18 protein-coding genes are annotated in these 23967 nt (G+C 68.2%); 3 read left to right on the forward strand and 15 right to left on the reverse strand.

What is annotated here, in order from left to right:
* Nucleotides 1-51: 51 nt before the first annotated feature.
* Nucleotides 52-1146, forward strand: a complete 1095-nt coding sequence (locus D7006_RS02110; protein WP_237355356.1) for a hypothetical protein — start codon at nt 52-54, stop codon at nt 1144-1146.
* Nucleotides 1147-1189: 43 nt separating this feature from the next.
* On the opposite strand, the gene D7006_RS02115 is transcribed toward D7006_RS02110, so the two are convergent.
* The 4 genes from D7006_RS02115 to D7006_RS02130 all read right to left on the reverse strand — a co-directional run bounded on the left by D7006_RS02115 (nt 1190) and on the right by D7006_RS02130 (nt 5267).
* Nucleotides 1190-2812 (reverse strand): ABC-F family ATP-binding cassette domain-containing protein, encoded by a 1623-nt coding sequence (locus D7006_RS02115; protein ID WP_237355357.1) that lies wholly within the window; start codon nt 2810-2812, stop codon nt 1190-1192.
* 95 nt (nt 2813-2907) lie between these two features.
* Nucleotides 2908-4047: an NAD(P)/FAD-dependent oxidoreductase gene (locus D7006_RS02120; RefSeq protein ID WP_237355358.1), complete on the reverse strand. Its 1140-nt coding sequence runs from the start codon at nt 4045-4047 to the stop codon at nt 2908-2910.
* A 5-nt stretch (nt 4048-4052) separates the two neighbouring features.
* A complete protein-coding gene (locus D7006_RS02125; RefSeq protein ID WP_237355359.1) occupies nt 4053-4673 on the reverse strand; it encodes a YeeE/YedE thiosulfate transporter family protein in 621 nt (206 codons plus the stop codon).
* A gap of 27 nt (nt 4674-4700) precedes the next feature.
* Complete coding sequence (locus tag D7006_RS02130; RefSeq protein WP_237355360.1) at nt 4701-5267, reverse strand: YeeE/YedE thiosulfate transporter family protein; 567 nt, start codon at nt 5265-5267, stop codon at nt 4701-4703.
* A 168-nt stretch (nt 5268-5435) separates the two neighbouring features.
* Between D7006_RS02130 and D7006_RS02135 the strand changes: the two genes are divergently transcribed.
* On the forward strand, nt 5436-6734 hold the full coding sequence (locus D7006_RS02135; protein WP_237355361.1) for an NAD(P)/FAD-dependent oxidoreductase: 1299 nt from the start codon (nt 5436-5438) through the stop codon (nt 6732-6734).
* Between the two features lie 111 nt (nt 6735-6845).
* On the opposite strand, the gene cysN is transcribed toward D7006_RS02135, so the two are convergent.
* The 5 genes from cysN to D7006_RS02160 form a co-directional block, all read right to left on the reverse strand.
* The gene (gene cysN, locus D7006_RS02140) at nt 6846-8756 is read right to left on the reverse strand and encodes a sulfate adenylyltransferase subunit CysN (protein WP_237355362.1); all 1911 of its coding nucleotides are present in this window, start codon (nt 8754-8756) and stop codon (nt 6846-6848) included.
* Nucleotides 8756-9655, reverse strand: a complete 900-nt coding sequence (gene cysD / locus D7006_RS02145) for a sulfate adenylyltransferase subunit CysD (RefSeq protein ID WP_237355363.1) — start codon at nt 9653-9655, stop codon at nt 8756-8758. Before cysD ends, cysN begins: the two co-directional genes overlap by 1 nt.
* Before the next feature lie 590 nt (nt 9656-10245).
* Nucleotides 10246-10860, reverse strand: coding sequence for a TetR/AcrR family transcriptional regulator (locus tag D7006_RS02150; protein ID WP_237355364.1), 615 nt, complete (start codon nt 10858-10860; stop codon nt 10246-10248).
* A gap of 165 nt (nt 10861-11025) precedes the next feature.
* Nucleotides 11026-12135, reverse strand: a complete 1110-nt coding sequence (gene ppk2 / locus D7006_RS02155) for a polyphosphate kinase 2 (RefSeq protein WP_229645205.1) — start codon at nt 12133-12135, stop codon at nt 11026-11028.
* A gap of 368 nt (nt 12136-12503) precedes the next feature.
* A complete protein-coding gene (locus D7006_RS02160) occupies nt 12504-13709 on the reverse strand; it encodes a serine hydrolase (protein WP_237355365.1) in 1206 nt (401 codons plus the stop codon).
* Between the two features lie 271 nt (nt 13710-13980).
* On the opposite strand from D7006_RS02160, the gene D7006_RS02165 reads away from it, so the two are divergent.
* Nucleotides 13981-14895: an SMP-30/gluconolactonase/LRE family protein gene (locus D7006_RS02165; protein WP_237355366.1), complete on the forward strand. Its 915-nt coding sequence runs from the start codon at nt 13981-13983 to the stop codon at nt 14893-14895.
* A 99-nt stretch (nt 14896-14994) separates the two neighbouring features.
* On the opposite strand, the gene serA is transcribed toward D7006_RS02165, so the two are convergent.
* The 6 genes from serA to D7006_RS02195 form a co-directional block, all read right to left on the reverse strand.
* Nucleotides 14995-16254 (reverse strand): phosphoglycerate dehydrogenase, encoded by a 1260-nt coding sequence (gene serA, locus D7006_RS02170; RefSeq protein ID WP_237355367.1) that lies wholly within the window; start codon nt 16252-16254, stop codon nt 14995-14997.
* A 225-nt stretch (nt 16255-16479) separates the two neighbouring features.
* The gene (locus D7006_RS02175; RefSeq protein ID WP_237355368.1) at nt 16480-16983 is read right to left on the reverse strand and encodes a YqhA family protein; all 504 of its coding nucleotides are present in this window, start codon (nt 16981-16983) and stop codon (nt 16480-16482) included.
* An 18-nt stretch (nt 16984-17001) separates the two neighbouring features.
* The gene (locus tag D7006_RS02180) at nt 17002-18465 is read right to left on the reverse strand and encodes a GntP family permease (RefSeq protein ID WP_237355369.1); all 1464 of its coding nucleotides are present in this window, start codon (nt 18463-18465) and stop codon (nt 17002-17004) included.
* Nucleotides 18466-18468: 3 nt separating this feature from the next.
* Nucleotides 18469-19494 (reverse strand): patatin-like phospholipase family protein, encoded by a 1026-nt coding sequence (locus D7006_RS02185; RefSeq protein WP_237355370.1) that lies wholly within the window; start codon nt 19492-19494, stop codon nt 18469-18471.
* Between the two features lie 124 nt (nt 19495-19618).
* The gene (locus tag D7006_RS02190; RefSeq protein ID WP_237355371.1) at nt 19619-22708 is read right to left on the reverse strand and encodes an efflux RND transporter permease subunit; all 3090 of its coding nucleotides are present in this window, start codon (nt 22706-22708) and stop codon (nt 19619-19621) included.
* Nucleotides 22705-23799, reverse strand: coding sequence for an efflux RND transporter periplasmic adaptor subunit (locus D7006_RS02195; protein WP_237355372.1), 1095 nt, complete (start codon nt 23797-23799; stop codon nt 22705-22707). Before D7006_RS02195 ends, D7006_RS02190 begins: the two co-directional genes overlap by 4 nt.
* Between the last annotated feature and the right edge of the window lie 168 nt (nt 23800-23967).

Here is a 23967-nt window from a genome sequence, read left to right on the forward strand (position 1 = left end):
CTATGATGGGCCGTCGCCCCCACCCGGATCGCAAAGGACGGACCGCGCCCCATGTGGCTTGACGATCTGCGTCCCTTCCGTCCCGCAGCGGCCGACACGCTCCCCTGCGCGACCGAGGACGCCTATCGCGCGTTCGGGCTGGCGCGCGGCACGGTGCGCGACGCGGTTCCGGCCAGCCTCGCCTTCGGCCGGCTGCGGCTGTTCTCGCGCGCAGATGCGCCCGCCCGCAGCGTGCTGGTGGTGGCGCCCATCGCCGGCGGCTATCCCTTCCTCATGCGCGATCTTCTCGCCGCTCTGCTGCCGGGCGCCGGCCGGGTAGGCATTACCGAATGGCCCAATGCGCGCTATCTGCCGCTCGATGCCGGACGCTTCGGCTTCGCCGAGAACTGCCTCGAGGCCGCGCAGATGGCCCGCGCGCTGGCGGTAGCGGGGCCGGTGCATGTGGTGGGCGTGTGCCAGGGGGCGCTGCCCGCCTTTGCCGCCGCCTGCCTCTTGGCGGACGAGGGCCTGCCGGTGGCGAGCCTGAGCCTCGTGGGCGGACCCATGGACCCCGCGCGCAATCCCACCCGCCTGTGGAAGATGCTGCAGGAGCGCTCGCTGGAGGCGCTGGAGGCGCAGGTGGTGGAGGAGGTGCCGCAGGGCCTGCCCGGCGCCGGGCGCCGCGTGTTCCCGGCCTGGCGGCAGATCGACACCTTCGCCCTCTACCTCTGGCGGCAATCCATCACCGGCGGCGAGCTGCCCATGCGCCTGTTGTTCGACGACGGCGCGGACCCGCTGCGCTTCCCGCTTTCCCGGCTGTGCTGGACCATGATGGACGTGCCGGCGGAATTCTTCATGGAGAACGTCTCCACCATCTTCCGCGACAACGCCCTCGCCCATGGCAGGCTGGAGATCGGTGGCCACGCCGTGCGGGCGGAGGCCTTTCGCGGCGCGCTGCTCACCATCGAGGGCACTGACGACGACATCTCCGCCCCCGGCCAGACGCAAGCCGCCCACGATCTGTGCCGCGCCGTTCCGGACGCCCTTCGCCGCCATGTCAGCGTGGCGGGTGCCGGCCATTTCGGCCTGTTCTACGGCCGCCGGATGCGCGCCACCGTGGTGCCCGCGCTGATCGAGGCCATGGAGGCGGGCGAACGGGCGCTGTGAGCGTGCCGCGGCCCGCCGGGGCGCGCCGCGGGGGGGCCGGCGCTCAGTTCCGCAGGCCCGGCGCTTCCTGCCCCGTGCGGGCGACATATTCCGTGTAGCCGCCATTGTACTGGTGGATGCCGTCTTCCGTCAGCTCCAGCACGCGGTTGGAGAGGGCGGCGAGGAAGTGGCGGTCATGCGAGACGAACAGCATCGTTCCCTCGTAGTTCGCCAGCGCCTCCACCAGCATCTCCTTGGTGGTCATGTCGAGATGGTTGGTGGGCTCGTCCAGCACCAGGAAGTTCGGCGGGTCGAACAGCATCTTGGCCATCACGAGCCGCGCCTTCTCGCCGCCGGAGAGCACGCGGCAGCGCTTTTCCGCGTCGTCGCCGGAGAAGCCGAAGCAGCCGGCGAGGGTGCGCAGGGCGCCCTGTCCGGCCTGCGGGAAGGCGTCCTCCAGCGTCTCGAACACGGTGCGCTCGCCCTCCAGGAGGTCCATGGCGTGCTGGGCGAAATAGCCCATCTTCACGCTGCCGCCGACATTCACCGTGCCCTCGTCCGGCGTGGCGGCACCGGCGATGAGCTTGAGCAGCGTGGACTTGCCGGCGCCGTTGACGCCCATGACGCACCAGCGCTCGCGGCGGCGGATGTGGAAATCCAGCCCCTCATAGATGACCTTGCTGCCATAGCTTTTGTGGACGCCCTTGAGGCTCGCCACGTCCTCGCCGGAGCGGGGCGCGGGGGCGAACTCGAAGGCCACCGCCTCGCGCCGGCGGGGCGGCTCCACCCGGTCGATCTTCTCCAGCTTCTTCACCCGGCTCTGCACCTGCGCGGCGTGGGAGGCGCGGGCCTTGAAGCGCTCGATGAAGGCGATTTCCTTGGCCAGCATGGCCTGCTGGCGCTCGTACTGCGCCTGCTGCTGCTTCTCGTTCATCGCCCGCTGGCCGGCGTAGAATTCATAGTCGCCGGAATAGGTGTTGAGGCTGCCGGCGTCGATCTCGACGATCTTGTTGACGATGCGGTTCATGAAGGCGCGATCGTGCGACGTCATCATCAGCGCGCCGTCGAAGCCCTTCAGGAAGCTCTCCAGCCAGATCAGGCTCTCGATGTCGAGATGGTTGGAGGGTTCGTCCAGCAGCATCACGTCCGGCCGCATGAGGAGGATGCGGGCGAGGGCCACGCGCATCTTCCAGCCGCCGGAGAGCTTGCCCACGTCGCCGTCCATCATCTCCTGGGAGAAGCCGAGGCCGGCGAGAACCTCTGCCGCGCGGCCTTCCAGCGCGTAGCCGCCCAACTCCTCGAAGCGGCCCTGCACCTCGCCATAGCGCTCGACGAGGGCATCCATCTCGTCCATGCGGTCGGGATCGCCCAGCGCCGCCTCGATCTCCTTCAGCTCGGCCGCGACCGTGCTGACCGGGCCGGCGCCGTCCATCACCTCGGCGAGGGCGGAGCGGCCGGCCATCTCGCCCACATCCTGGCTGAAATAGCCGATGGTGATGCCGCGATCCGCCGAGACCTGCCCCTCGTCCGGCGTCTCCTGCCCGGTCATCATGCGGAACAACGTGGTCTTGCCGGCGCCGTTGGGGCCGACGAGACCCACCTTCTCCCCCTTCAGCAGCGCGGCGGACGCCTCGATGAAGACGAGCTGCCGGCCGTTCTGCTTGCTGATGTTGTCGAGGCGGATCATGGGACAGGGGCACCCGGGGAATTGGAGGTCGTGCGCGTGGCGCGCTTTCCCGGGGGCTTAATCCATCCTGTTGCGGTGCGAAAGGGGCGCCTCGCTCAGGCGGCGCGATAGGCGCGCAGATAGTGGGCCTCGAACATCCGCTTCACATGGTGCAGCGGACCGAGCCGGGGCAGGCTGAAATTGCGTCGCACGTCGCGAAACACGAGCATGCCCGCATCCAACGTATCGACGATGCAGACGAGTTCCGGCCGGAAGGTTTCGCGTTCCGGCCGGCCGGCGAGGGCGGCGGCGATGTTGCGGGCGGCGGCACGGGCCTGGAGGTCGGCCTGGTGGGCCTGCTTGGGCATCCAGTCCGGGCCGGGGAAGGAGCCGGCGTCGCCTGCCACGTAGACGTCATCGAGCCCATGAACGGCGCAGGTGGCATCGGCGGCGATGAAGCCGCCGGGCGAGAGCGGCAGGCAGCTTTCGGTCAGCCACGCCGGCCCGGTGAGGCCGGGCATAAAGAGGATCAGGTCGGTGGGAATCTCGCCGCCTTCCGTCACCACCCTGTCGGGTGCGAAGCGTAGCGGCTTGTGGCCGAGGTGGGTCCTGATGCCGCGCCGCTCCATCTCCTTCAAAAGCCCGGCCACCGCCTTGGCGCCAAGGCGCTGGCCGGGCTGGGTGGAGGCGTTGAAGAAGACGAGATCCACCGCCTCCCGCCGGCCCTGCCGCCGCAGCAGCGTGTCGAGGCCGAACAGGAATTCGAACATCGGCCCGCCGCGCACCGCCGAGGGCTCCTGCGGATTGGCGCCGAAGCCGATGGCAATGGCGCCATGTTGGAGCGCGCCGATACGCTGGCGCAGGGCGTCCGCCACCGCGACCCCCTCGCAGGGAATGATGGCGTTCTCGATGCCCGGCAGCTTGCGGATGTAGCGCCCGCCTGTGGCGATGAGCAGCACGTCATTCTCAATGACGCCGCCGCTGGTGTGGACGCGGCGTCCGCCGTCCGTCACCTGCTCCACGGTGGCGGGGACATGGCGGACGTCGTGGCGGGCGAAGAAGCCTGCGAGCGGGATCGTCAGGTCCTCCGCCCGCCGCAGCCCTGCCGGCACCCAGATGAGGCTCGGCAGATAGGTGAGCACGGGCGCGGGCGACACCACGGTGATGTCGGCACCGACGTGTCGCCGTCGCAGCTCCCGTACGGCCGTCAGCGCCGCAAAGCCGGAACCGAGAATGACGATGCGCGGCGCGGACATGGGGATCACTCCGCCGGTTCGAGGTGCGGGCGCGCGGCCTTGGCCGGCGTGGGGCCGAAATCGCCGTCCACGTCGGCGCCGAGGTCGGCGCGCCACGGCCGCCACATCTCCAGCCCCACGAGGATCAGCACCAGCACCGCCGCGAGGCCGCCGGCCATCACCGGATATGAGAGGCCGGTGAGGTCCATGAAGGTGATCTTGCCCGGCCCGGAAGCCGCGAGGATCGGCTTCAGCACCGGCTCGGCATAGCCGAAGGCGGTGGCGCCGGCGAGGCCGCCGAGGAGGGTGAACAGGGCATCGCGATAGCCCACCCCCACCTGCGCGAGGACGGTGCCGGGGCAGGCGCCGGCCAGCGCGATGCCGGCGCCGAGCATGAGGCCGCCTACCACGTCGGCGGCATAGAAGGTCGCCTTGGGCGCGAGCTTGACGAGGCCGAAGCCGTGGAGCGTCGCGATCACCACCGCGCCGGTGGCGACGGCGGTGAGGAACACCTTGAGCATGATGAAATTCTTGAGCTGCATCTGCCCCACGATCATGCCCGGCTCGAACACGCGGGACTTTTCGAGGGCGACGCCGAACACCGTGCCCATGAGCAGGCCGATGACGATGGATTGGACCAGAGACATGGAGGTTCTCCTTGCCGATGTTCGGCGTCAGATGCGGCGCAGCAGGAGCAGGGCGGTGGCGATGCCGCCGGCGAACATGGCGGCGACGGCCACCGTGGAGGACACGGCAAGCTGCGCCATGCCGGAGAGGCCGTGGCCGGAGGTGCAGCCATCGGCGACGCGGGCGCCGAACAGCATCACGAAGCCGGCGCCGAACGCCACCGCATAGCGCACGCCCTGGCTCGACGTGCCGAGCGCCCGCGACCAGATGGGCGAGATGGGCCGGCGGCGCGCGCCGGAGATGCGCATGGACAGGAAGGCGCCGATGGCGACACCGACGACCAGCGCCACCTGCCACCAGTTCTTGCCGGTGGCCGCGATGTGCTTGGCCACATAGTCGATGTTGGTCACGGCCGGGTCGATCCACGACGCCGCGATGCCGCCAACGGTGACGTAGGACGAGGAGGCGCCTAGCGCCGTCTCGATGAGCAGGAAGGCCGGCACCTGCAGAAGGCCGATGAGAATGCCGGCCACATAGGGCGACCACGCCTTGGCCTTCAGCGAACAGGCGAAGCCTGAACCAGACCCGGGGCAGGTCTGCGCGATTTCGCTCATGGGGTTTCCTCCCTGACGGTACGTCGTGACGACGCCCAAATCCCTTGACATTCAAAAAAATGAAATTCTAATTCTTGAATGTCAAGAGGCGCGATGTGGGGTCAACAGGTCCCGAGCGTGCCCCGCATCCGTCGGTAGGACCGGCGGGCGCATCAAAGGGAGGTAACAATGTCGCGGATCGTCATCCTCGGCGCCGGGCTCGGCGGTGTCATCATGGCTTACGAGATGAAGGAGAAGGTGGGGTCGAAGCACGAGGTGGTGGTGGTCAACAAGGGTTCCACCTACAGCTTCGTGCCGTCCAATCCGTGGGTCGCCGTCGGCTGGCGCAAGCCGGAGGAGATCACGGTGGACCTCACCAAGGTTTTCCAGTCGCGCGGCATCCGCCTCATGCCCATGGGGGCGAAACGGCTCGATCCGAAGACCAATTCCATCGAGCTGAACGACGGCGAGACGCTCGATTACGACTATCTCGTCATCGCCACCGGCCCTGACCTTGCCTTCGACGAGGTGGAGGGCCTCGGCCCCGCCGGCCATACGCAGTCGGTCTGCCTCACCGATCATGCCGCCGAGGCGCGCAAGGCATTCGATGCGCTGGTGCGCTCACCGGGGCCGATCGTGGTCGGCGCGGCGGCGGGCGCCTCCTGCTTCGGGCCGGCCTACGAATTTGCCTTCATCCTCGATGCGGCGCTGCGCAAGGCTCGCGTGCGCGACCAGGTTCCCATGACCTTCGTGACGCCCGAGCCCTATGTCGGCCATCTCGGCCTCGACGGGGTGGGGGACACCAAGGGTCTGCTCGAAAGCGCGCTGCGCGAGAAGCACATCAAGTTGATCACCAACGCCCGCGTCGCCCGCGTCGAGGCGGGCCGGATGAACGTGGAGGAGGTGAACGAGGACGCGAGCGTGAAGGCGACCCACGATCTGCCCTTCGCCTTCTCCATGATCCTGCCCGCCTTCCGCGGCGTGCCGGCGGTGTCGGGCCATGAGGGGCTTTCCAATCCCCGCGGCTTCATCATCGTGGACCGGCACCAGCAGAACCCGGCCTATCCCAACATCTTCGCTATCGGCGTGTGCGTCGCCATTCCGCCCATGGGCAAGACGCCCCTGTCGGTGGGCGTGCCCAAGACCGGGTTCATGATCGAATCCATGGTGACGGCCACGGCGGCCAACGTCGCTGCGCTGCTGGCTGGAGAAAAGCCCCGCGCGGTGGCCACGTGGAACGCGGTGTGCCTCGCGGATTTCGGCGACGGAGGCATCGCCTTCATCGCCCAGCCGCAGATTCCGCCGCGCAACGTCAACTGGTCGTCGCAAGGCGCCTGGGTGCACACCGCCAAGGTCGGCTTCGAGCGCTACTTCCTGCACAAGGTGCGGCAGGGTGTGAGCGAGACCTTCTATGAGAATGCCGCGCTGAGCCTGCTCGGCATCAAGAAGCTCAAGGAAGTGCGGATGGAGGAGGTGGGGCCAGTGTGAGCCAAAGGCCCATGAGGTTAATCATGGGCCTTTGGCCAAGCCCGCGCGGCGCTTGAGCGCCAACCCACCCGGTACCGGTCAAGGACCGGGGCCGAGGGAGTGACCGGCTTCTCAGGGCACAAGCATCCGCACGATGGCCTCGGCGGCTTCCTCCGCATCCATGGCGGTGGTGTCCACGCGCAGTTCGGGGGCGGCGGGGGCCTCGTAGGGGCTGTCGATGCCGGTGAAGTTCTTGAGCTGGCCGGCGCGGGCCTTCTTGTAGAGGCCCTTCACGTCGCGCCGCTCGGCTTCCGCCAGCGGCGTGTCGATGAACACCTCGAAGAACTCGCCCGGCTGCATCATGCCGCGCACCATGTCGCGCTCGGCGCGGAACGGGCTGATGAAGGCGGTGATGACGATGAGGCCGGCATCCGTCATCAGCTTCGCCACCTCGCCCACGCGGCGGATGTTCTCCACCCGGTCGGCGGCGGTGAAGCCGAGGTCCTTGTTGAGGCCGTGGCGCACATTGTCGCCGTCCAGCAGGAAGGTGTGCCGGTTCATCCGGGCGAGCTTCTTCTCCACCAGATTGGCGATGGTGGACTTGCCAGCGCCGGAGAGACCCGTGAGCCAGACCACCGCCGGCTTCTGGTTCTTCAGCGCCGCATGGTGCTCGCGGGAGATGTCGGTGGCCTGCCAGTGGACGTTGTCCGACCGCCTGAGCGCGAAGTGGATCATGCCCGCGCCGACGGTGGCGTTGGTCATCTTGTCGATGAGGATGAAGCCGCCCAGCTCCCGGTTCTCGCCATAGGGCTCGAACGGGATGCGCCGGTCGGTGGCGATGTTGCAGGAACCGATGGCGTTCAGCTCCAGCGTCTTCGCCGCCAGGTGGTCCATGTTGTTGACGTTCACCTGGTACTTGGGCTCGGTCACGGTGGCGGACACCGTCTGGGTGCCGAGCTTCAGCCAGTAGGGGCGGCCGGGCAGCATGGGCTGCTCGTCCATCCACACGATCACCGCCTCGAACTGGTCGGCCGCCTGCACCGGGGCCTCCGCCGCCGCGATCACGTCGCCGCGCGAGCAGTCGATCTCGTCCGCGAGGCACAAAGTGACGGACTGGCCGGCCACGGCCTCCTTGAGGTCGCCGTCCAGCGTGACGATGCGCGACACCGTGCTGGTCTTGCCCGAGGGCAGCACGCGGATGGCATCGCCGGGTTTCACCGTGCCGGTGGAGATGAGGCCGGCGAAGCCGCGGAAATCGAGATTGGGCCGGTTCACCCACTGCACGGCCATGCGGAACGGCTTTGCCGCATCATGGGCGGCGTCGATCTCCACCGTCTCCAGATGCTCCATCAGCGTCGGGCCGGCATGCCACGGCGTGTTGGGGGAGAGGGTGGTGATGTTGTCGCCCTTGAAGCCGGAGATGGGCAAGGCGACGAAATCGGTGATGCCGATGGAGCTGGCGAACGCGCGGTAGTCCGCCACGATCTTTTCGAACACCTCGCGGTTGTAGCCCACGAGGTCCATCTTGTTCACGGCGAGCACGATGTTGCGGATGCCGATGAGGTGGGCGAGGTAGGAGTGCCGCCGGGTCTGGGTGAGCACCCCCTTGCGCGCGTCCACGAGGATCACCGCGAGGTCGGCGGTGGAGGCGCCCGTCACCATGTTGCGCGTGTATTGCTCGTGGCCGGGGGTGTCGGCGACGATGAACTTGCGCTTCTCGGTGGCGAAGAAGCGGTAGGCCACATCGATGGTGATGCCCTGCTCGCGCTCGGCGGCGAGGCCGTCCACGAGGAGCGCGAAGTCCAGCTCCTGCCCCTGGGTGCCGACCTTCTTGGAATCGGCCTCCAGCGCGGCGAGCTGATCCTCGAAGATCATCTTGGAATCGTAGAGCAGCCGCCCGATGAGGGTGGACTTGCCATCGTCCACGCTGCCGCAGGTGATGAAGCGCAGCATGGTCTTGTGCTGGTGCACGTCGAGATACTTGTCGATGTCCTCGGCGATGAGGGCGTCGGTCTTGTAGACGGGATCGAGGGGCGCGCTCATCAGAAATACCCCTCCTGCTTCTTCTTCTCCATGCCGGCGCCGCCGGCATCCTTGTCGATGGCCCGGCCTTGTCGCTCGGAGGTGGTGGTGAGCAGCATTTCCTGGATCACCTGGGGCAGGGTGTCGGCCGTGCTCTCCACCGCGCCGGTGAGCGGGTAGCAGCCCAGCGTGCGGAAGCGCACGGAGCGCATCTGCGGCTCTTCGCCGGGGCGGAGCGGGAAGCGGTCGTCATCCACCATCAGGATCAGGCCGTCGCGCTCCACGGTGGGGCGTGGGGCGGCGAAATAGAGCGGCACGATGCGGATGCCTTCGAGGTGGATGTATTGCCAGATGTCCAGCTCGGTCCAGTTGGAGATGGGGAAGACGCGCATGCTCTCCCCCTTGTTCTTGCGGGCGTTGTAGAGGTGCCAGAGTTCCGGCCGCTGGTTCTTGGGGTCCCAGCGGTGGTTGGCCGAGCGGAAGGAGAAGACGCGCTCCTTGGCGCGGCTCTTCTCCTCGTCGCGGCGGGCGCCGCCGAAGGCCGCGTCGAAGCCCCACTTGTCCAGCGCCTGCTTCAGGCCTTCCGTCTTCCACATGTCGGTGTGGAGCGGGCCGTGGTCGAACGGGTTGATGCTCTTTTCCAGCGCGTCCGGATTCTGGTGGACGAGAAGGTCCATGCCGGCCTCGCGCGCGGCCTGATCGCGCAGCTCGTACATGGCGCGGAACTTCCAGGTGGTGTCCACGTGGAGCAGCGGGAAGGGCGGCGGGGAGGGAAAGAAGGCCTTCTTGGCAAGATGCAGCATCACCGCCGAATCCTTGCCCACCGAATAGAGCATCACCGGGCGCTCGGCCTCGGCGACGACCTCGCGCATGATGTGGATGCTCTCCGCCTCGAGGCGCTGGAGATGGGTCAGGCTCATCGGTTCTTCGCTCTTCGGTCCCAACGCGACGCAACGGACGGCGCAGGGACACCGTCCTATTCCGCATCTGTGAGATGTGGATATCTTATTTCTACTCCACATTTCGACAAAACGCGAGCCGCCTGCGCGGGAAGACGCGTGGTCCCGGTGCCAAAGCGGAAGCCTGAAACGAGAGCGCGCCGCGCGCCCGGGGGCAGGGCGGCGGCGTGTTCTGTGTACAGGTCGAAGGAACGCGAGCAGCGGCGCGCACGATGTCAGGGGGAGAGGGAGAGCTGCGGGCGGCGCAAGGGGGCGGCAATACCGCCCGCAGCTCATGTCCCCACCGGCCAAGTTTGCGGCCACGCCGGCGGAGGACGGGCAGCTTTGCTGCTCAGGGAGGCCACCGCATCGGTTGAGGGTCCGATGCCGGTCAGCGGCTCCGGCGAGCGGGCTGCAATCACCCCTGCAGTCTAGCTCAGACTGGCCTGATAACAAACCGTCTGGACGGTTTTAATCGCAAATATTTTCGGGCCGGTATCGGGATCTATTGCGGCGGTGCTCGAGGATGGCGTTGCGGCTGGCGCCGCTGTGGGGATACCGCCTGCGCGAGATCAGGAGGGGGTGCGACGGGAGCGCCGGGGCTTTTCGGCGGCCTGGGGCGCCGCGGGCTCGGCCGGCCAGTTTCGGTCGTCGAGCAGGTAGTCGAACATCTGTTCGCGCTCGGCGTCGCCCAGCGGGCAGGTGCCCAGCATGGCCGACAAGGCGAGGCCGCGCGCGGAGAACAGGCGGCTGAGGGAGCGCGCCGGGTTTCTCGCCTGCTTGAGGATGAGCGCGACGGTCTCCTCGTCGCGCACGCGCACCGGGCTCATGAAGGTGGGCTCCTGCGCGGCCACCGCGAGGATGGCGAAGGCGATGGAGTTCGAGCCCTTGACCACCTCGCGAAACACGGCGATCTGCGCGGCGAGGGCCGGCTCCGCATAGTCGGCGCCGTGCGCCTCCATGAAGGTCTGGGCGAACCTCGTGTAATAGTCCGCCTGATACTCCAGCAGGGCCGCGAGCACCGCGCGCTTGTTGGGGAACTGGTGCAGCAGCCCGCCCTTGCTGACGCCGCTCTCCTTGGCGATGGCGTCGAGGGTGAGGCGGCCGGCCCCGTCGCGGGCGATGATGGCGAGGGCCGCCTGGATGACGGCGGCCTTCGTGCGTTCGGAACGCGCGGTGTTATCCATGCCTCAGGCTGACGCCCCTGTCGTGGCGCGAAAAATACTTCGCCTCAACAGGACATAACGTCGATGGCGCCGGCGAGACAAGTCATTCCGACACCACCGGGGACATGCCGTGGCGCGACCTGCGAGGCCGCGCTTCCCGTCGCGCCGGGGTGACGTTGCGGCGGCTTAGCGCCCGCCCATCACATATTCGCCGCGCTCGTGCACGGTGTTGGCCCGTCCCACCAGCAGGGCCTCCACCGGGCCGATGCGCTTCTGGTCCTTGTCCTTGTAGGGCAGGGAATGCAGCACGTAGCGCATGGCATTGATGCGGGCGCGCTTCTTGTCGTCGGATTTGATGACCGTCCAGGGCGAATCCGCCGTGTCGGTGTGGAAGAACATGGCTTCCTTGGCGCGGGTGTAGTCGTCCCACTTGTCGAGGGAGGCGAGATCGACGGGCGAGAGCTTCCACTGCTTCAGCGGATGCACCTTGCGCTCCTTGAAGCGGCGGCGCTGCTCGTCTTGGCTCACCGAGAACCAGAACTTGATAAGGTGGATGCCGCTGCGCACGAGGTTGCGCTCGAATTCCGGCGCCTGGCGCAGGAATTCGCGATATTCGTCATCCGTGCAGAAGCCCATCACCCGCTCCACGCCCGCCCGGTTGTACCAGCTGCGGTCGAACATCACGATCTCGCCGGTGGTGGGCAGGTGCTCCACATAGCGCTGGAAATACCACTGGCCGCGCTCCACCTCGCTCGGCTTCTCCAGCGCCACAACCCGCGCGCCGCGAGGGTTGAGGTGCTCCATGAAGCGCTTGATGGCGCCGCCCTTGCCGGCGGCGTCGCGCCCCTCGAACAGGATGATGACGCGCTGGCGGGAATCCTTCACCCAGGACTGGAGCTTGAGAAGCTCGGTCTGGAGGATGAACTTCTGCTGCTCGTAGTCCCGCCGCAGCATCTTGTACTTGAAGGGATAGCCGCCGGTGCGCCAGTCGTCGGAAAGCTCGTCGCTGGTCACGCGCGGCTGGCCGGTGGGCTTGGGCATGCCGAGCGACTTGCGCAGCCGCACGGCGTCGTCGGGAGAGGCGCCGGCGAGGATGGCGGCGATGCCGGCCTTCACGTCGTCCACGCCCGCCGCCGTGGTCGGCTGGGCTGCTTCCAGGGAAGCCGACAAAGCGGTGACGGCGGACAGTTCCGCCTCCTGCGCCGCCAGCTGGCGCTCCTCGGCCAGCGAGCGCTCCATCTCGGCGGGAATGGCGTCGGTGCCGGCCGCGTGCGGGAGGTCGTCGGTGCTGGCCATGCTGTGCTCCTTCGGCGCCGAGGCGCGCGCCATCCGCGGCTGAAAAACCGCGTCAAAACATGGGCCTTAGCCGGCTGAAGAGCGTTGATAGAGATCAAGGGGAAGGGGAGGTAGGGGGCGGCGTGGGAGCGTCCCGGAGGCATGCGGCGCCGGCGGGTCCGGCACAATCCTATCCGTTTGTCGTCGCCCGGCTTGTCCGGGCGATCCACCGAGCCGCGTGAGCTATGACCGAAAGATCGACACGGCCCAACCGTGGATCGCCCGGACAAGCCGGGCGATGACGCTGCGTGGGAGCCCTGCTCTGGACCCCGGATCAGCGATCCGGTTGCGCCGTCGCTTGTCCGGGGAACGGGGCGCCCCTCATGCCCTCACTTCGGGGCGAACTGTCCGTAGAGGTGCTTCAGGACTTCGGTGGTGGCGGCCTCGGCCTTCTGGCCGGGATAGTTGGTGACCGCCTCCACCGACATGTCGCTCGCCGGCTCCACCAGGATCTTGGCGAAGTTCATGCTGTTGGAGCCGTTGTGGGTGAGCACCGGCGTCTTGGTCCAGTCGAGCTTCACCACGCCCCAGCCGAAGGCGTAGTCGCCGGTGGAGGGGGTGCCGGGGGGCGGGTCCTTGAACGGCGGGGTGGTGACGTGGGGCTTGTGGATGACGGCCAGCGTCTCCGGCGAGACGATGTGCGGGCCGCGCTTGCCCTGGCCGGCGTTCCAGTCACCCCAGCGGGCGAAGTCCAGCACCGACATGTGGCCGATGCCGGCCGGGCCGACCACGGGCGGAATATCCGCCGACGGCCCCCAGGCCATGGGCGTGGCGTTGCCCTTGTCGTCGAGCATGTGGCCGATGGGGGCGTCATACTTGCCGAAGGTGGCCTGCGGGCCGAAGCCGGCGCTCTTCAGGCCGAGCGGCGCATAGATGCGCTCTTCCACCAGGCGCTCCCACGGCTTGCCGGAAACTTCTTCCAGCATGGCGCCGGCGAAGGTGTAGCCGAGGTTGGAATACTGGAACGGCGAGCCGGTCTTGGGCACCTCAGGGGCGTGCTTCTTCCAGCGCTCCAGCGCGTCGAGGCGCAGCTGGGTGGGGGTCATTTCGAAGCCGACCGCGTTGAAGTAGATGCCGACGATCTCCGGCGTGTCGGAAGGGATGCCGCTGGTGTGGGAGAGAAGCTGCTCCAGCGTCACCGCCGCCAGCTTCGGGTCCATGTCCTTCACCTTGCCGCCCAGCACTTCGCCAAGCGTGCTCGTCCACTTGATCTTGCCCTCCTCCACCAGCGTTCCGGCGATGGTGGCGGTGAAGGCCTTGGTGTCGGAGCCGAGATGGAAGCGGTCCTCCACCGTTACTGGCACGTCGAGGCCGATGGCGCGCTTGCCCACGGCCCCCGACGCCACGATCTCGCCCGAGCGGGTGACGGCGGCGGCCAGCGCCGGCAGGCCGTATTTGGCGCGCACGCCTTCCAGATAGCTGTCGAGGTTTTCCGCGGCACGGACGGGCGCCAACAGAGCGAGGGCCGCCGCAAGGCCAAGGGCTATCCTCGCAAGGGGATGGGTGAAGGCTGATTGCGCGGGTCTGAAGTCCATGAACGATCCCCCCTGTCGCCCAGCGTCGATCCGGCCAAGCGTGGCCGCATGAACGCAGGCAAACCGGCCCGCTGGCAAGGGGCATTCGGCGGTGCCGGCGGCGGCGCTGGCGTGTCCGGGCAACACGGATGCGGCGCGGCGGCGGCCGCTCATCCGGCTACACGCCGGCCCTCCGGGCGTGTAGAACCAAAGGCAAAGCTCAAGCGCGCGACCGCCCGCGGAGGCGAGAGGCTGCCGGTGTGGCCAAGCCGGACGCGCGAGGAGGACACGCATGTTCGCAGCCCCGCCCGCCGTCGTCGCCCGCCCGTTCGTGGTGATGCCCGACGCCCTCAGGATCGAGGGCCGCCGCTCCGAGTGGAGCGAGGTCCAGTTCGGCGGCGTGCCGCTGACCACCTTCCTCGAAGGACCCTCCTTCGATCGCGCAGGCAATCTGTGGGTCGTGGACATTCCGTGGGGGCGGCTCATCAAGGTGATGCCGCAAGGGAAGGTCAGCGTCGAGGCGGAATATGACGGCGAGCCCAACGGCCTGAAGTTCCACAAGGACGGGCGCGGCTTCATCGCCGACCACCGCCACGGCATCATGGTCTTCGATCCCGCCACCGGGCGGGTGGAGCCCTATCTCGAACGGGCGATGCTCCAGCGCTTCAAGGGCGTGAACGACCTGATCTTCGCCGCCAACGGCGACCTCTATTTCACCGACCAGGGCCAGACCGGCCTGCACGACCCGTCCGGCGGCCTCTATCGCCTGCGGACAGACGGGCGGCTCGACTGCGTGCTGAAGGGCATCCCGAGCCCCAACGGCCTCGTGCTCAACAAGACCGAGACGGTGCTCTTCCTTGCCGTGACGCGGGCCAATGCCATATGGCGCGTGCCGCTGATGCGCGACGGCACGGCGAGCAAGGTTGGCACCTTCATCCAGCTCTCAGGGGGCGGGGGGCCGGACGGTCTCGCGATCGACGAGGAGGACAACCTCGTCATCTGCCACATGGGCCTCGGCTCGGTCTGGCTGTTCAGCGCGCTCGGCGAACCTATGCTGCGCATCCGGTCGCCGGAGGGCCATCTCACCACCAATTGCGCCTTTGGCGGGCCGGACAACCGGACGCTCTTCATTACGGAATCGAAGACCGGCACCATCCTCTGCGCCGATCTGCCGGTGCCGGGCCGGCGCATGTATTCCCACGCCTGAAATCGGGAAAGGGGATCTTCGGCCTCATGGCCGGGCGTGGCGGAGCCCCACCACGCCGTCTGTTCCGCGTCTCTCCGCCCTATCGGCAGAGGCTGCCGCTCAGGCCTTGTATTCGTAGAGCAGGCGGGCCCGGATGGTGCCTTCCAGGGCGCGGATCTCGGAGAGGATGGCCTGGCTGTCCACGGCGGAGGCGTCCGCGTCGAGCACCACATAGCCGATGTCGGCATTGGTCTCGTAATACTGCGCGGCGATGTTGACCGCGTGGCGGGCCAGTACCTCGTTGAGGCGGCCGAGCATGCCCGGCAGGTTGCGCTGCACCTGGATGAAGCGGGTGCCGGTGGGGCGCGCGGGCAGCTGCACCTGCGGGAAGTTCACCGCGCCCATGGTGGAGCCGGTGTCGCTGTAGTCGAGCAGCTTGCGGGCCACCTCGGCACCGATGCGCTCCTGCGCCTCCTCGGTGGAGCCGCCGATATGCGGCGTGAGGATCACGTTGGGCAGGCCCTGCAGCGGGGAGACGAACTTCTGGCCGTTGGCGCTGGGCTCCACGGGGAACACGTCCACCGCCGCGCCGCGCAGGTGCCCGGCCTTCAGCGCGTCGGCGAGGGCGTCGAGGTCCACCACCGTGCCGCGGCTGTTGTTGATGAGATAGGCGCCCTTCTTCATGGCGGCGATCTCGGCGCGGCCGATCAGCCCGTGGGTGGCAGGCGTCTCGGGCACGTGCAGACTCACCACGTCGCTCTGGGAGAGCACCTCGGCCATGGTCGCCACCGGCTCGGTGTTGCCGTGGCGGAGCTTGTCGGTGTGATCGTAATAGATCACCCGCATGCCCATCGCCTCGGCGAGGTTGGAGAGCTGCGAGCCGATATTGCCGTAGCCGATGATGCCCAGCGTCTTGCCGCGCACCTCGTGGCTGTCGGTGGCCGACTTGTCCCACAGGCCCTCATGGGCGGCGGCGGAGCGGTTGGGGATGCGGCGCAGCAGCATCACGATCTCGCCGATCACCAGCTCCGCCACGCTGCGGGTGTTGGAGAAGGGGGCGTTGAACACCGGGATGCCGGCGATGCGGGTGGCGTCGATGTCCACCTGGTTGGTGCCGACGCTGAAGCAGCCGATGGCGATGAGACGGTCGGCCGCCTCCAGCACGTCGGCGGTGATCTGGGTGCGCGAGCGGATGCCGAGGAGGTAGACGCCCTTCAGCGCCTCCTTCAGCGCCTCGCCGTCCAGCGCCTTGGGCAGGCGGGTCAGGTTGGTGTAGCCAGCGGCCAGCATCATCTCGACGGCGCTGTCATTGACGCCTTCGAGGAGCAGCACCTTGATCTTGTCGCGGGACAGGGACAGGTGGGGGGCGTTTTGGGTCACGGGGCGCGACGTCCTTCGGCGATCAACAGGCGAACCCGCGCGGAAATGAGCTGCCGCAAATAAGGTTCGGCTTGAAATGGTGGTTGCCGGGTGGCGGATGCGGCCCGGCGGCGGCGCGAAATTAGCGATTTTGCCGCGTCAGTCCAGACATCGCGCGCCTTTGCCGCGGCTGGGGCTTGACGATAGGGCAGGGGAGGAGCCGCCCCATGGGGAGAGTTCGCCCCGTCAATCCTCGCGCGAGGAGGGGTGGAAGCGGTCGGTCAGCGCCAGCACGGCGTAGGCGGCGACGAAGATGATGTTGGCGACCACCAGCCATCTCACCTGGGCTTCGCTCACGTCCGTCTCCAGCCGCATCAGTGCCTTCAGGAGCGTGATGCCGGTGATGGCCATGAGCGAGGCGAACAGCTTCAGCTTCAGCCCCGAGAAGGAGATGCGCGTCATCCAGACCGGCGAGGAGGGGGTGTCGGCGCGGTCGATCTTCTCGACGAAGTTCTCGTAGCCCGAGGCGATCACCACCACCAGCAGCCCGCCCACCAGGGCAAGGTCGATGAGGGTGAGGATGCCCATGATGACGTGCGTCTCGTTCATGCTCGGCAGGGCGATGGCGAAGCGCACGAGTTCCAGAAGGAAGGCGACGACGAGCAAGGCGAGCGCCACCGAGAGCCCCGCGAACAGCGGCACCATGGCCCAGCGGCTCAGCGTCACCAGCCGTACGATCGCCTTGCGCATCGCTTTGTCCCCTCCCGCTCAGAAGCTGCCGACCAGCGTGCCGAGCCCGATCACCACGGCCAGCGCGATGAGGGCACCCACCACGGCGGCCATCACGATGTCGAGGTAGCCTTCCTTGTGGGTCACGCCGCACACGGAGAGCAGCGTCACCACTGCGCCGTTGTGGGGCAGGCTGTCCAGCGTGCCGGAGCCGATGACGGCGACGCGGTGCATGAGGGACGGATCCATGCCGATCTCGTGGGCGATCTTCATGTAGGTCGGCCCGAGCGCGTCGAGGGCGATGGTGAGGCCGCCGGAGGCCGAGCCGGTGAGGGCGGCGAGGATGTTGGTGGCCACCGCCAACGACACCAGTGGCCCGCCCTCGATGCCCAGCACGAAGTTGCGCACGTCGGTGAAGGCGGGCAGCGCCGCGACGATGGCGCCGAAGCCGACGAGGCTCGCAACCGACAGGATCGGCAGCACCGAGGCATTGGCGCCCGCCGTCATGGTGGCGCGCAGTTCCGGCACGCTGGTGAAGTTGATGATGATGCAGGTGACGATGGCCGCCGCCAGCGCCACGATCACCGACCACACGCCGCCCACCGCCGAGAGCGTCACGCCGCCCCACTGGGGATCGGCGAGGAAGCTCACGTCCATGCGCGGCAGCACCACGAAGGACATGAGGAGGTTGACCACGATCACCACCACGATGGGCAGCGCCGCGAGCAGGATGGGCGGCGCGCGGGGGGATTCATCGCTGGAATGGATCTCGGAGGGATCGAACGGGCCGGCCGTCGAGGCGCGCTCGCGCACGATGGGGTCGTCCGCCGCGAGGTCCGCGCTTTCGTCCGGGGCGGCGATGAGCGAGCCGAAGCCCTCGCCGGCGGCACGCGCCGCATTCTCCCGCCGCTTCAGCCACCACATGCCGAAGCCCAGCATGATGAGCGAGGCGATGATACCGAGCCCCGGCGCCGCGAACGGCGTGGTGCCGAAGAACGGCATGGGGATGGCGTTCTGGATGGAGGGCGTGCCGGGCATGGCCGACATGGTGAAGGTGGAGGTGCCAAGCGCGATGGCCGCCGGCATCAGCCGCCGCGGCACGCCGGCCGCGCGGAACAAGGCGACGCCCATGGGTGCGAGCACGAAGAAGGCGACGAACAGCGACACGCCGCCATAGGTGACGATGGCGCCGGCCAGCACCACCGCGAGGATGGCGCGGCTGGGGCCGAGCTTTTCCGTCATGTAGTTGGCGATGGAGGTGACCGAGCCGGAATCCTCCATCAGCTTGCCGAACACCGCACCCAGCAGGAACAGCGGGAAGAATTGCGCGACGAAATCCGCCGCGTTGCGCATGAAGGTCTGCGTCCAGCTGGCCAGCAGCGGCTCGCCGGAGAAGGCCGCCGCGATCAGGCCGGCGATGGGCGCGAGGATGAGGATGGAGGAGCCGCGGAAGGCCAGGAAGATGAGGACGGCGAGGCCGATCAGAATGCCGATGAGACCCATGGATCAGAGCTCCGCCATCAGCTGGTCGAAATTGACGGTGGAGGCCTTGCCGATGTCGTGGCCGTGCTCGGTGAGGAAGAGGTCGGCGGCCTTGCGCCCCTCGTCCCGCAGCCAGGTGAGGAAGTCCCACTCGGCATTCAGCTTGGAGGAGAAGCCCAGCTCGTTCATCACCGGGTTGCGTACCACATGGACGCGCATCCGCGCCCAGTTGCAGGCCTCGCTGTCGCCGGAAAGCTCGTTCACGTGGCGCTGGAGCAGCGCCATCATGTACAGCTCCTTGATCGCCACCGAATTGAACGACACCTCGTTGAGGCGGTTGAGGATTTCCGCCGGGGTCTTGGGTGTGCCGGGGCGCTCCAGCGGGTTGATGGGCACGAGGATGGTGTCGTCGGACTTCAGCTCGCTCACCAGCGGCGCCAGCGTCGGGTTGCCGGAATAGCCGCCGTCCCAATAGGCCTCGCCGTCGATCTCCACCGCCTGGAACAGCGTGGGCAGGCAGGCCGAGGCCATCAGCACGTCGGGGGTGATTTCGGCGTTGCGGAACACGCGCGGACGGCCGGTGCGCACGTTGGTGGCGGTGATGAAGACCTTGATGGGGGAGGAGCGCAGCCGCTCGAAGTCGATCTGCTTTTCGAGGATCGGCGCAAGCGCATTCCCGCCCAGGGGATTGTACTGGTAGGGCGAGAACATGCGCGTCATGAAATCCATCATCAGGAAGCCCGGCGCGGTGTCCATGGACCAGCGGCCGAGCATCTTGTCGAAGGGCGAGCGCTTGAAGGGGCTGAAGCGGGCCGCCTCGGAGACGTGGGTCCAGTAGCTCTCAAGGGCGAGCTTGGCGCCCTCGCGGCCGCCGGCGGCGAAGCCATCCGCCAGCACGGCGGCGTTCATGGCGCCGGCCGAGGTTCCGGAGACGCCCTCGATCTCGAGCCAGCGTTCGTCGAGGAGCCGGTCGACCACCCCCCAGGTGAAGGCCCCGTGGGAGCCGCCGCCCTGCAGGGCAAGATCGACGAGTACCGGTTCCCGTTCCATCTGAGACCTCATTCACAAGCAGGCCGCATCTGGTGCGGGCCTGTCGCCGTTTGGCGGGGCGGGCGATCCTCGGGTCGGCTGTTCTCTTTGGCGGCGGCGGGAAGGCCCGCCGTCCGCAGGCCGGTCACGCCGGCTGCGTCTTTCCCGCGCCCGCGACGCGCTCCGGCCCGGTGTCGGGCCCGAACCACGCCACATAGAGCGCCGGCAGGAAGATGAGGGTGAGCAGCGTGCCCACCAGCAGCCCGCCCATTATGGCGAAGGCCATGGGCCCCCAGAACACGGTGGGGGCGATGGGGATCATGCCGAGCACGGTGGAGACCGCGGTGAGCATGATGGGCCGGAAACGCATGGAGGAGGCGGAGACCACCGCATCCCACACAGTCTTGCCCGCCGCCCGGTCCGCCTCGATCTGGCCGATGAGGATGACCGCGTTCTTGGTGATCATGCCGATGAGCGCCAGCACGCCGAGGATGGCGACGAAGCCCAGCGGCCGGCCGGATGCGAGCAGCGCCGCCACCACGCCGATGAGGCCCAGCGGCGCCACCGACAGCACGATGACGAGCCGCTGGAAGCTCTTCAACTCGAACATCAGCACGGTGAACATGAGCAGCAGCATCACCGGCACCACCGCGACGACGGAGGCGAGGGAGGAGGCGCTCTCCTCCACCGTGCCGCCGGTGGTGATGGCGTAGCCGGCCGGCAGCGTGCGGCGCAGGGCCTCGATCTTCGGGTCGAGCTTCTCCACCACGCTCTCGGGCAGCACGCCGCGCTTCACGTCCGACTGGACGGTGAGCGTCGGCACGCGGTCGCGCCGCCAGATGGCGGGATAGTCCTGCCCGTATTCGAAGGTGGCGATCTGCGAGAGCGGCACGGTGCGCCCGCCCGGCAGCGGCACCTGCAGGGTGGCGAGGGAGGAAAGCGAAACACGCTCCTCGTCGGTGGCGCGGGCCACCACGTTGACGAGGTAGATGTCGTCGCGCACCTGCGTCACCGGCTGGCCGGAAAGCACGGTGTTGAGCACGCCGGCGAGCTGCGCCGTGGAGAGGCCGAGCAGCCGCGCCTCGTCCTGGTCCACGCGGATGGAAACCTGCCGCGCGGGCTCGATCCAGTTGTAGTTGACCGTCTCCACCTGCGGGTTTTCGGCCATCACCTTGGCGAGGTCGAAGGCGATGGCGCGCACCTTCTCGATCTCCGGGCCGGAGACACGATACTGCACCGGCCAGCCCACGGGCGGCCCCAGCTCCAGCGGCGAGATGCGCGCGACGAGCTGCGGGAAGTCGGTGGCGAGCACCTTCTCCAGCTTGACGCGCAGCCGCTCGCGGGCGGCCACGTCCTGCGCCACGATCACGCTCTGGGCGAAGAAGTCGTTGGGCAGTTGCACGTCGAGGGGCAGGTAGAAGCGGATGGCGCCGCGGCCCACATAGGTGGACCAGCGGGCCACGTCCGGATCATTGGCCAGCACCTTGTCGAACGCCTCGGCGACGCTCTGCGAGGCGTAGATGGAGGCGTTCTGCGGCGAGGCGAGGTCCACCAGCAGCTCGGGCCGGTCGGAGGAGGGGAAGAACTGCCGCGGGATCAGCGGCAGCGCCAGCACCGACAGCACGAACAGGCCGGCAGTGACGGCGAGCGTCACCCAGCGCAGGCGCAGGCAGAGGATGAGGAAGGCGCGGTACATCCCCATCACGCCCTTGGGCGGGGCATTGGGATCGGGGATCTTGTCCTTCGCCGGCGCGCGCAGGATCAGCACCTGCAGCAGCGGCGCGAACAGCACCGCCACGATCCACGAGACGAGGAGCGCGATGGCCACCACCGCGAACAAGGTGAAGGTGTATTCGCCCGCCGAGGAGGCCGCGAAGCCCACTGGGACGAAGCCCGCCACCGTCACCAGCGTGCCCGCGAGCATCGCCGCCGCATAGGCCTTGAAGGCATAGGAGGCGGCGGTGGGCGGGTCGTCGCCGGCCGCGAGGCGTGTCAGCGTCGCGTCCGTCGTGGTCATGGCGTCGTCCACCATCAGTGCCAGCGCGATGATGAGGGCGCCCAGCGAGATGCGCTGCATGTCGATGTGCGCGAGCTGCATCAGCGCGAACACGATGGCGAGGGTGAGCGGGATGGCGAGCGCCACGATGGCGCCGGCCCTCACCCCGAGCGCGATGAACGACACCACGAGGATGATGCCCACCGCCTGCCACAGGCTCTCCATGAACTCGGAGATGGCGCTCTTCACCGTCACCGCCTGGTCGGCCACCAGCGTCGCGTCGATGCCCACGGGCATGTTGGCGAGGATGCGCGTCATGGCGCGGTCGATGTTGGCGCCCATGGCGAGGATGTCGCCGCCGTCGCGCATGGCGATCGCGAGGCCGATGGCATCCTTGCCGTTCACCCGGAACATGGGCTGGGGCGGATCGGCGAAGCCGCGGCGGATGGTGGCGATGTCGGCGAGGCGGATGAGCCGGCCGTTCACCGCGAGGTTCACATTGGCGATGTCTGCTTCCGAGGCGAAGGCGCCGGAAACGCGGACGGAGATGTTCTCCTTGCCGGTCTGGATCTCGCCGGAGGGGCGCACGATGTTCTGCGCCGCCAGCGCCGAGAGCACCGCCTGCCGGTCGATGCCGAGGCTCGCCAGCTCCTGCATGGAGAATTCGATGAAGATGCGCTCGTCCTGCGCGCCGAGGATCTCGATCTTCGACACGTCCGGCACGTGCAGCAGCTCGGAGCGCGCCTCCTCCACATAGTCGCGCAGCTCGCGATGGGAGAAGCCGTCCGCCGTGAAGCCGTAGATGATGCCGAAGGTGTCGCCGAACTCGTCGTTGAAGAACGGCCCCACGATGCCCTGCGGCAGGGTGTGGCGGATGTCGGCGATGCTCTTCCTCACGTGGTACCAGATGTCCGGCACCTCGGCGGCGGTGGCCGAGCCCTTCAGATGCGCGAACACCGTGGTGACGCCGGGCTTGGTGTAGCTTTCCAGGAAGTTCAGCTGCGGCGTTTCCTGGAGCTTGCGCTCCAGCCGTTCCGTCACCTGCCGGAAGGTCTCTTCCAGCGTGGCGCCCGGCCAGTTGGCCTGCACCACCATGGTCTTGATGACGAAGGTCGGGTCTTCCGCCCGGCCGAGGTTGCGGAAGGCCATCACGCCGGCCACCACAGAGATGGCCATGAGGTAGATGATGACGGAGCGGTGTTTCAGCGCCCAGGCTGAAAGGTTGAAGCCGCCGCTCACAGGCTGGCTCCCGCCGGCGCCGCAAGCAGGCGCACCTTCTGGCCGGGATGCAGGGCCTGCACGCCCGCCGTCACCACGATCTCAGAGGGCTTCAGCCCCTCGCCGACGCTGACGGATGCCGGGCCGAAGCGCAGCACCTCGATGGTGCGCAGCGCCACCGTCTGGGTCTTGGGATCGACCACCCACACGGCGGGCTTGTCATTGAGGCGGGTGAGGGCGCTCGCCGGGATTTCCACCACCGGCCCGCGATCCACCATCACCCGGCCGACCACCGTGGTGCCGAGGCGCAGCGCCTCCGGCGGATTGGTGAGGCCGACGCGCACCCGGAAGGTGCGTGTCACCGGATCGGCCTGCGGCGCGACCTCGCGCACGCGGCCGGTGGCGGTGATGGCGGGATCGGTGGCGAGCGCCACCGTCACTTCGGGATCGCCCGGCAGGCCGGAGAGCATGGCGGCGGGCACGTCGAACACCGCATCGCGGCCGTCCTGGCGCGCCACCTCGATCACCGGCTGGCCGGCCTGCACCACCTCGCCGGGCTCGGCCCGGCGCTGGGTGACGACGCCGGCGCTGTCGGCCTTCAATTCGGTGAAGCCGAGGCGGTCCTCGGCCATCTGCAGGCGCGCTTCCGCGTCGTCCACCTGCGCGCGGGCGTTCAGGAAGGCCTGCTCGGCCTGCTCATACTGGGCGCGCGGGGTGAAGCCGCGGGCCAGCAGCTGGCGCTGGCGTTCATACTGGTTGCGGGTCTGGGTGAGGTTGGCACTGGCCGCGCCGAGCGCCGCCTGCGCCGAGCGCAGGGCGTTCTGCTCGTCCTGCGGATCGAGGCGGGCGAGCACCTGGCCGGGGGCGACGCGATCGCCCACGTTCACGAGTCGGTCGATGACGCGGCCGGAAATGCGGAAGCCGTAGGTGGCCTCGTTCTGCGCCTCCACCACGCCGGTGAGGCTCACGGCGTCGCTCGCCGCGCGGTTGGTGGCAACCACCGTGCGCACCGGCCGCGGCTCTTGCGCCTGCGGCTTCTGCGCCTCGCCGCAGGCCGAAAGGAAGAAGCACGCGCCGAGCACGCCCAGCAGCATGTGCTTACCTTTGACCACGCCAGCATCCTGCCCGCGATTTACCCGATGGTCGCGCACGAGCAGCTCCTCTTCGCAGTGCAACTAGCGTGGCTATAGAGGAGACTTGCGCATTAGACCAGCGAGTTAACTGAAAGCGCCTTCCTATACGTCGACGTTTCTGCCATTCCCGTGATCGATCGGTGCGAT

This window comes from Xanthobacter sp. YC-JY1, assembly GCF_021730305.1.
Taxonomy (GTDB): domain Bacteria; phylum Pseudomonadota; class Alphaproteobacteria; order Rhizobiales; family Xanthobacteraceae; genus Xanthobacter; species Xanthobacter flavus.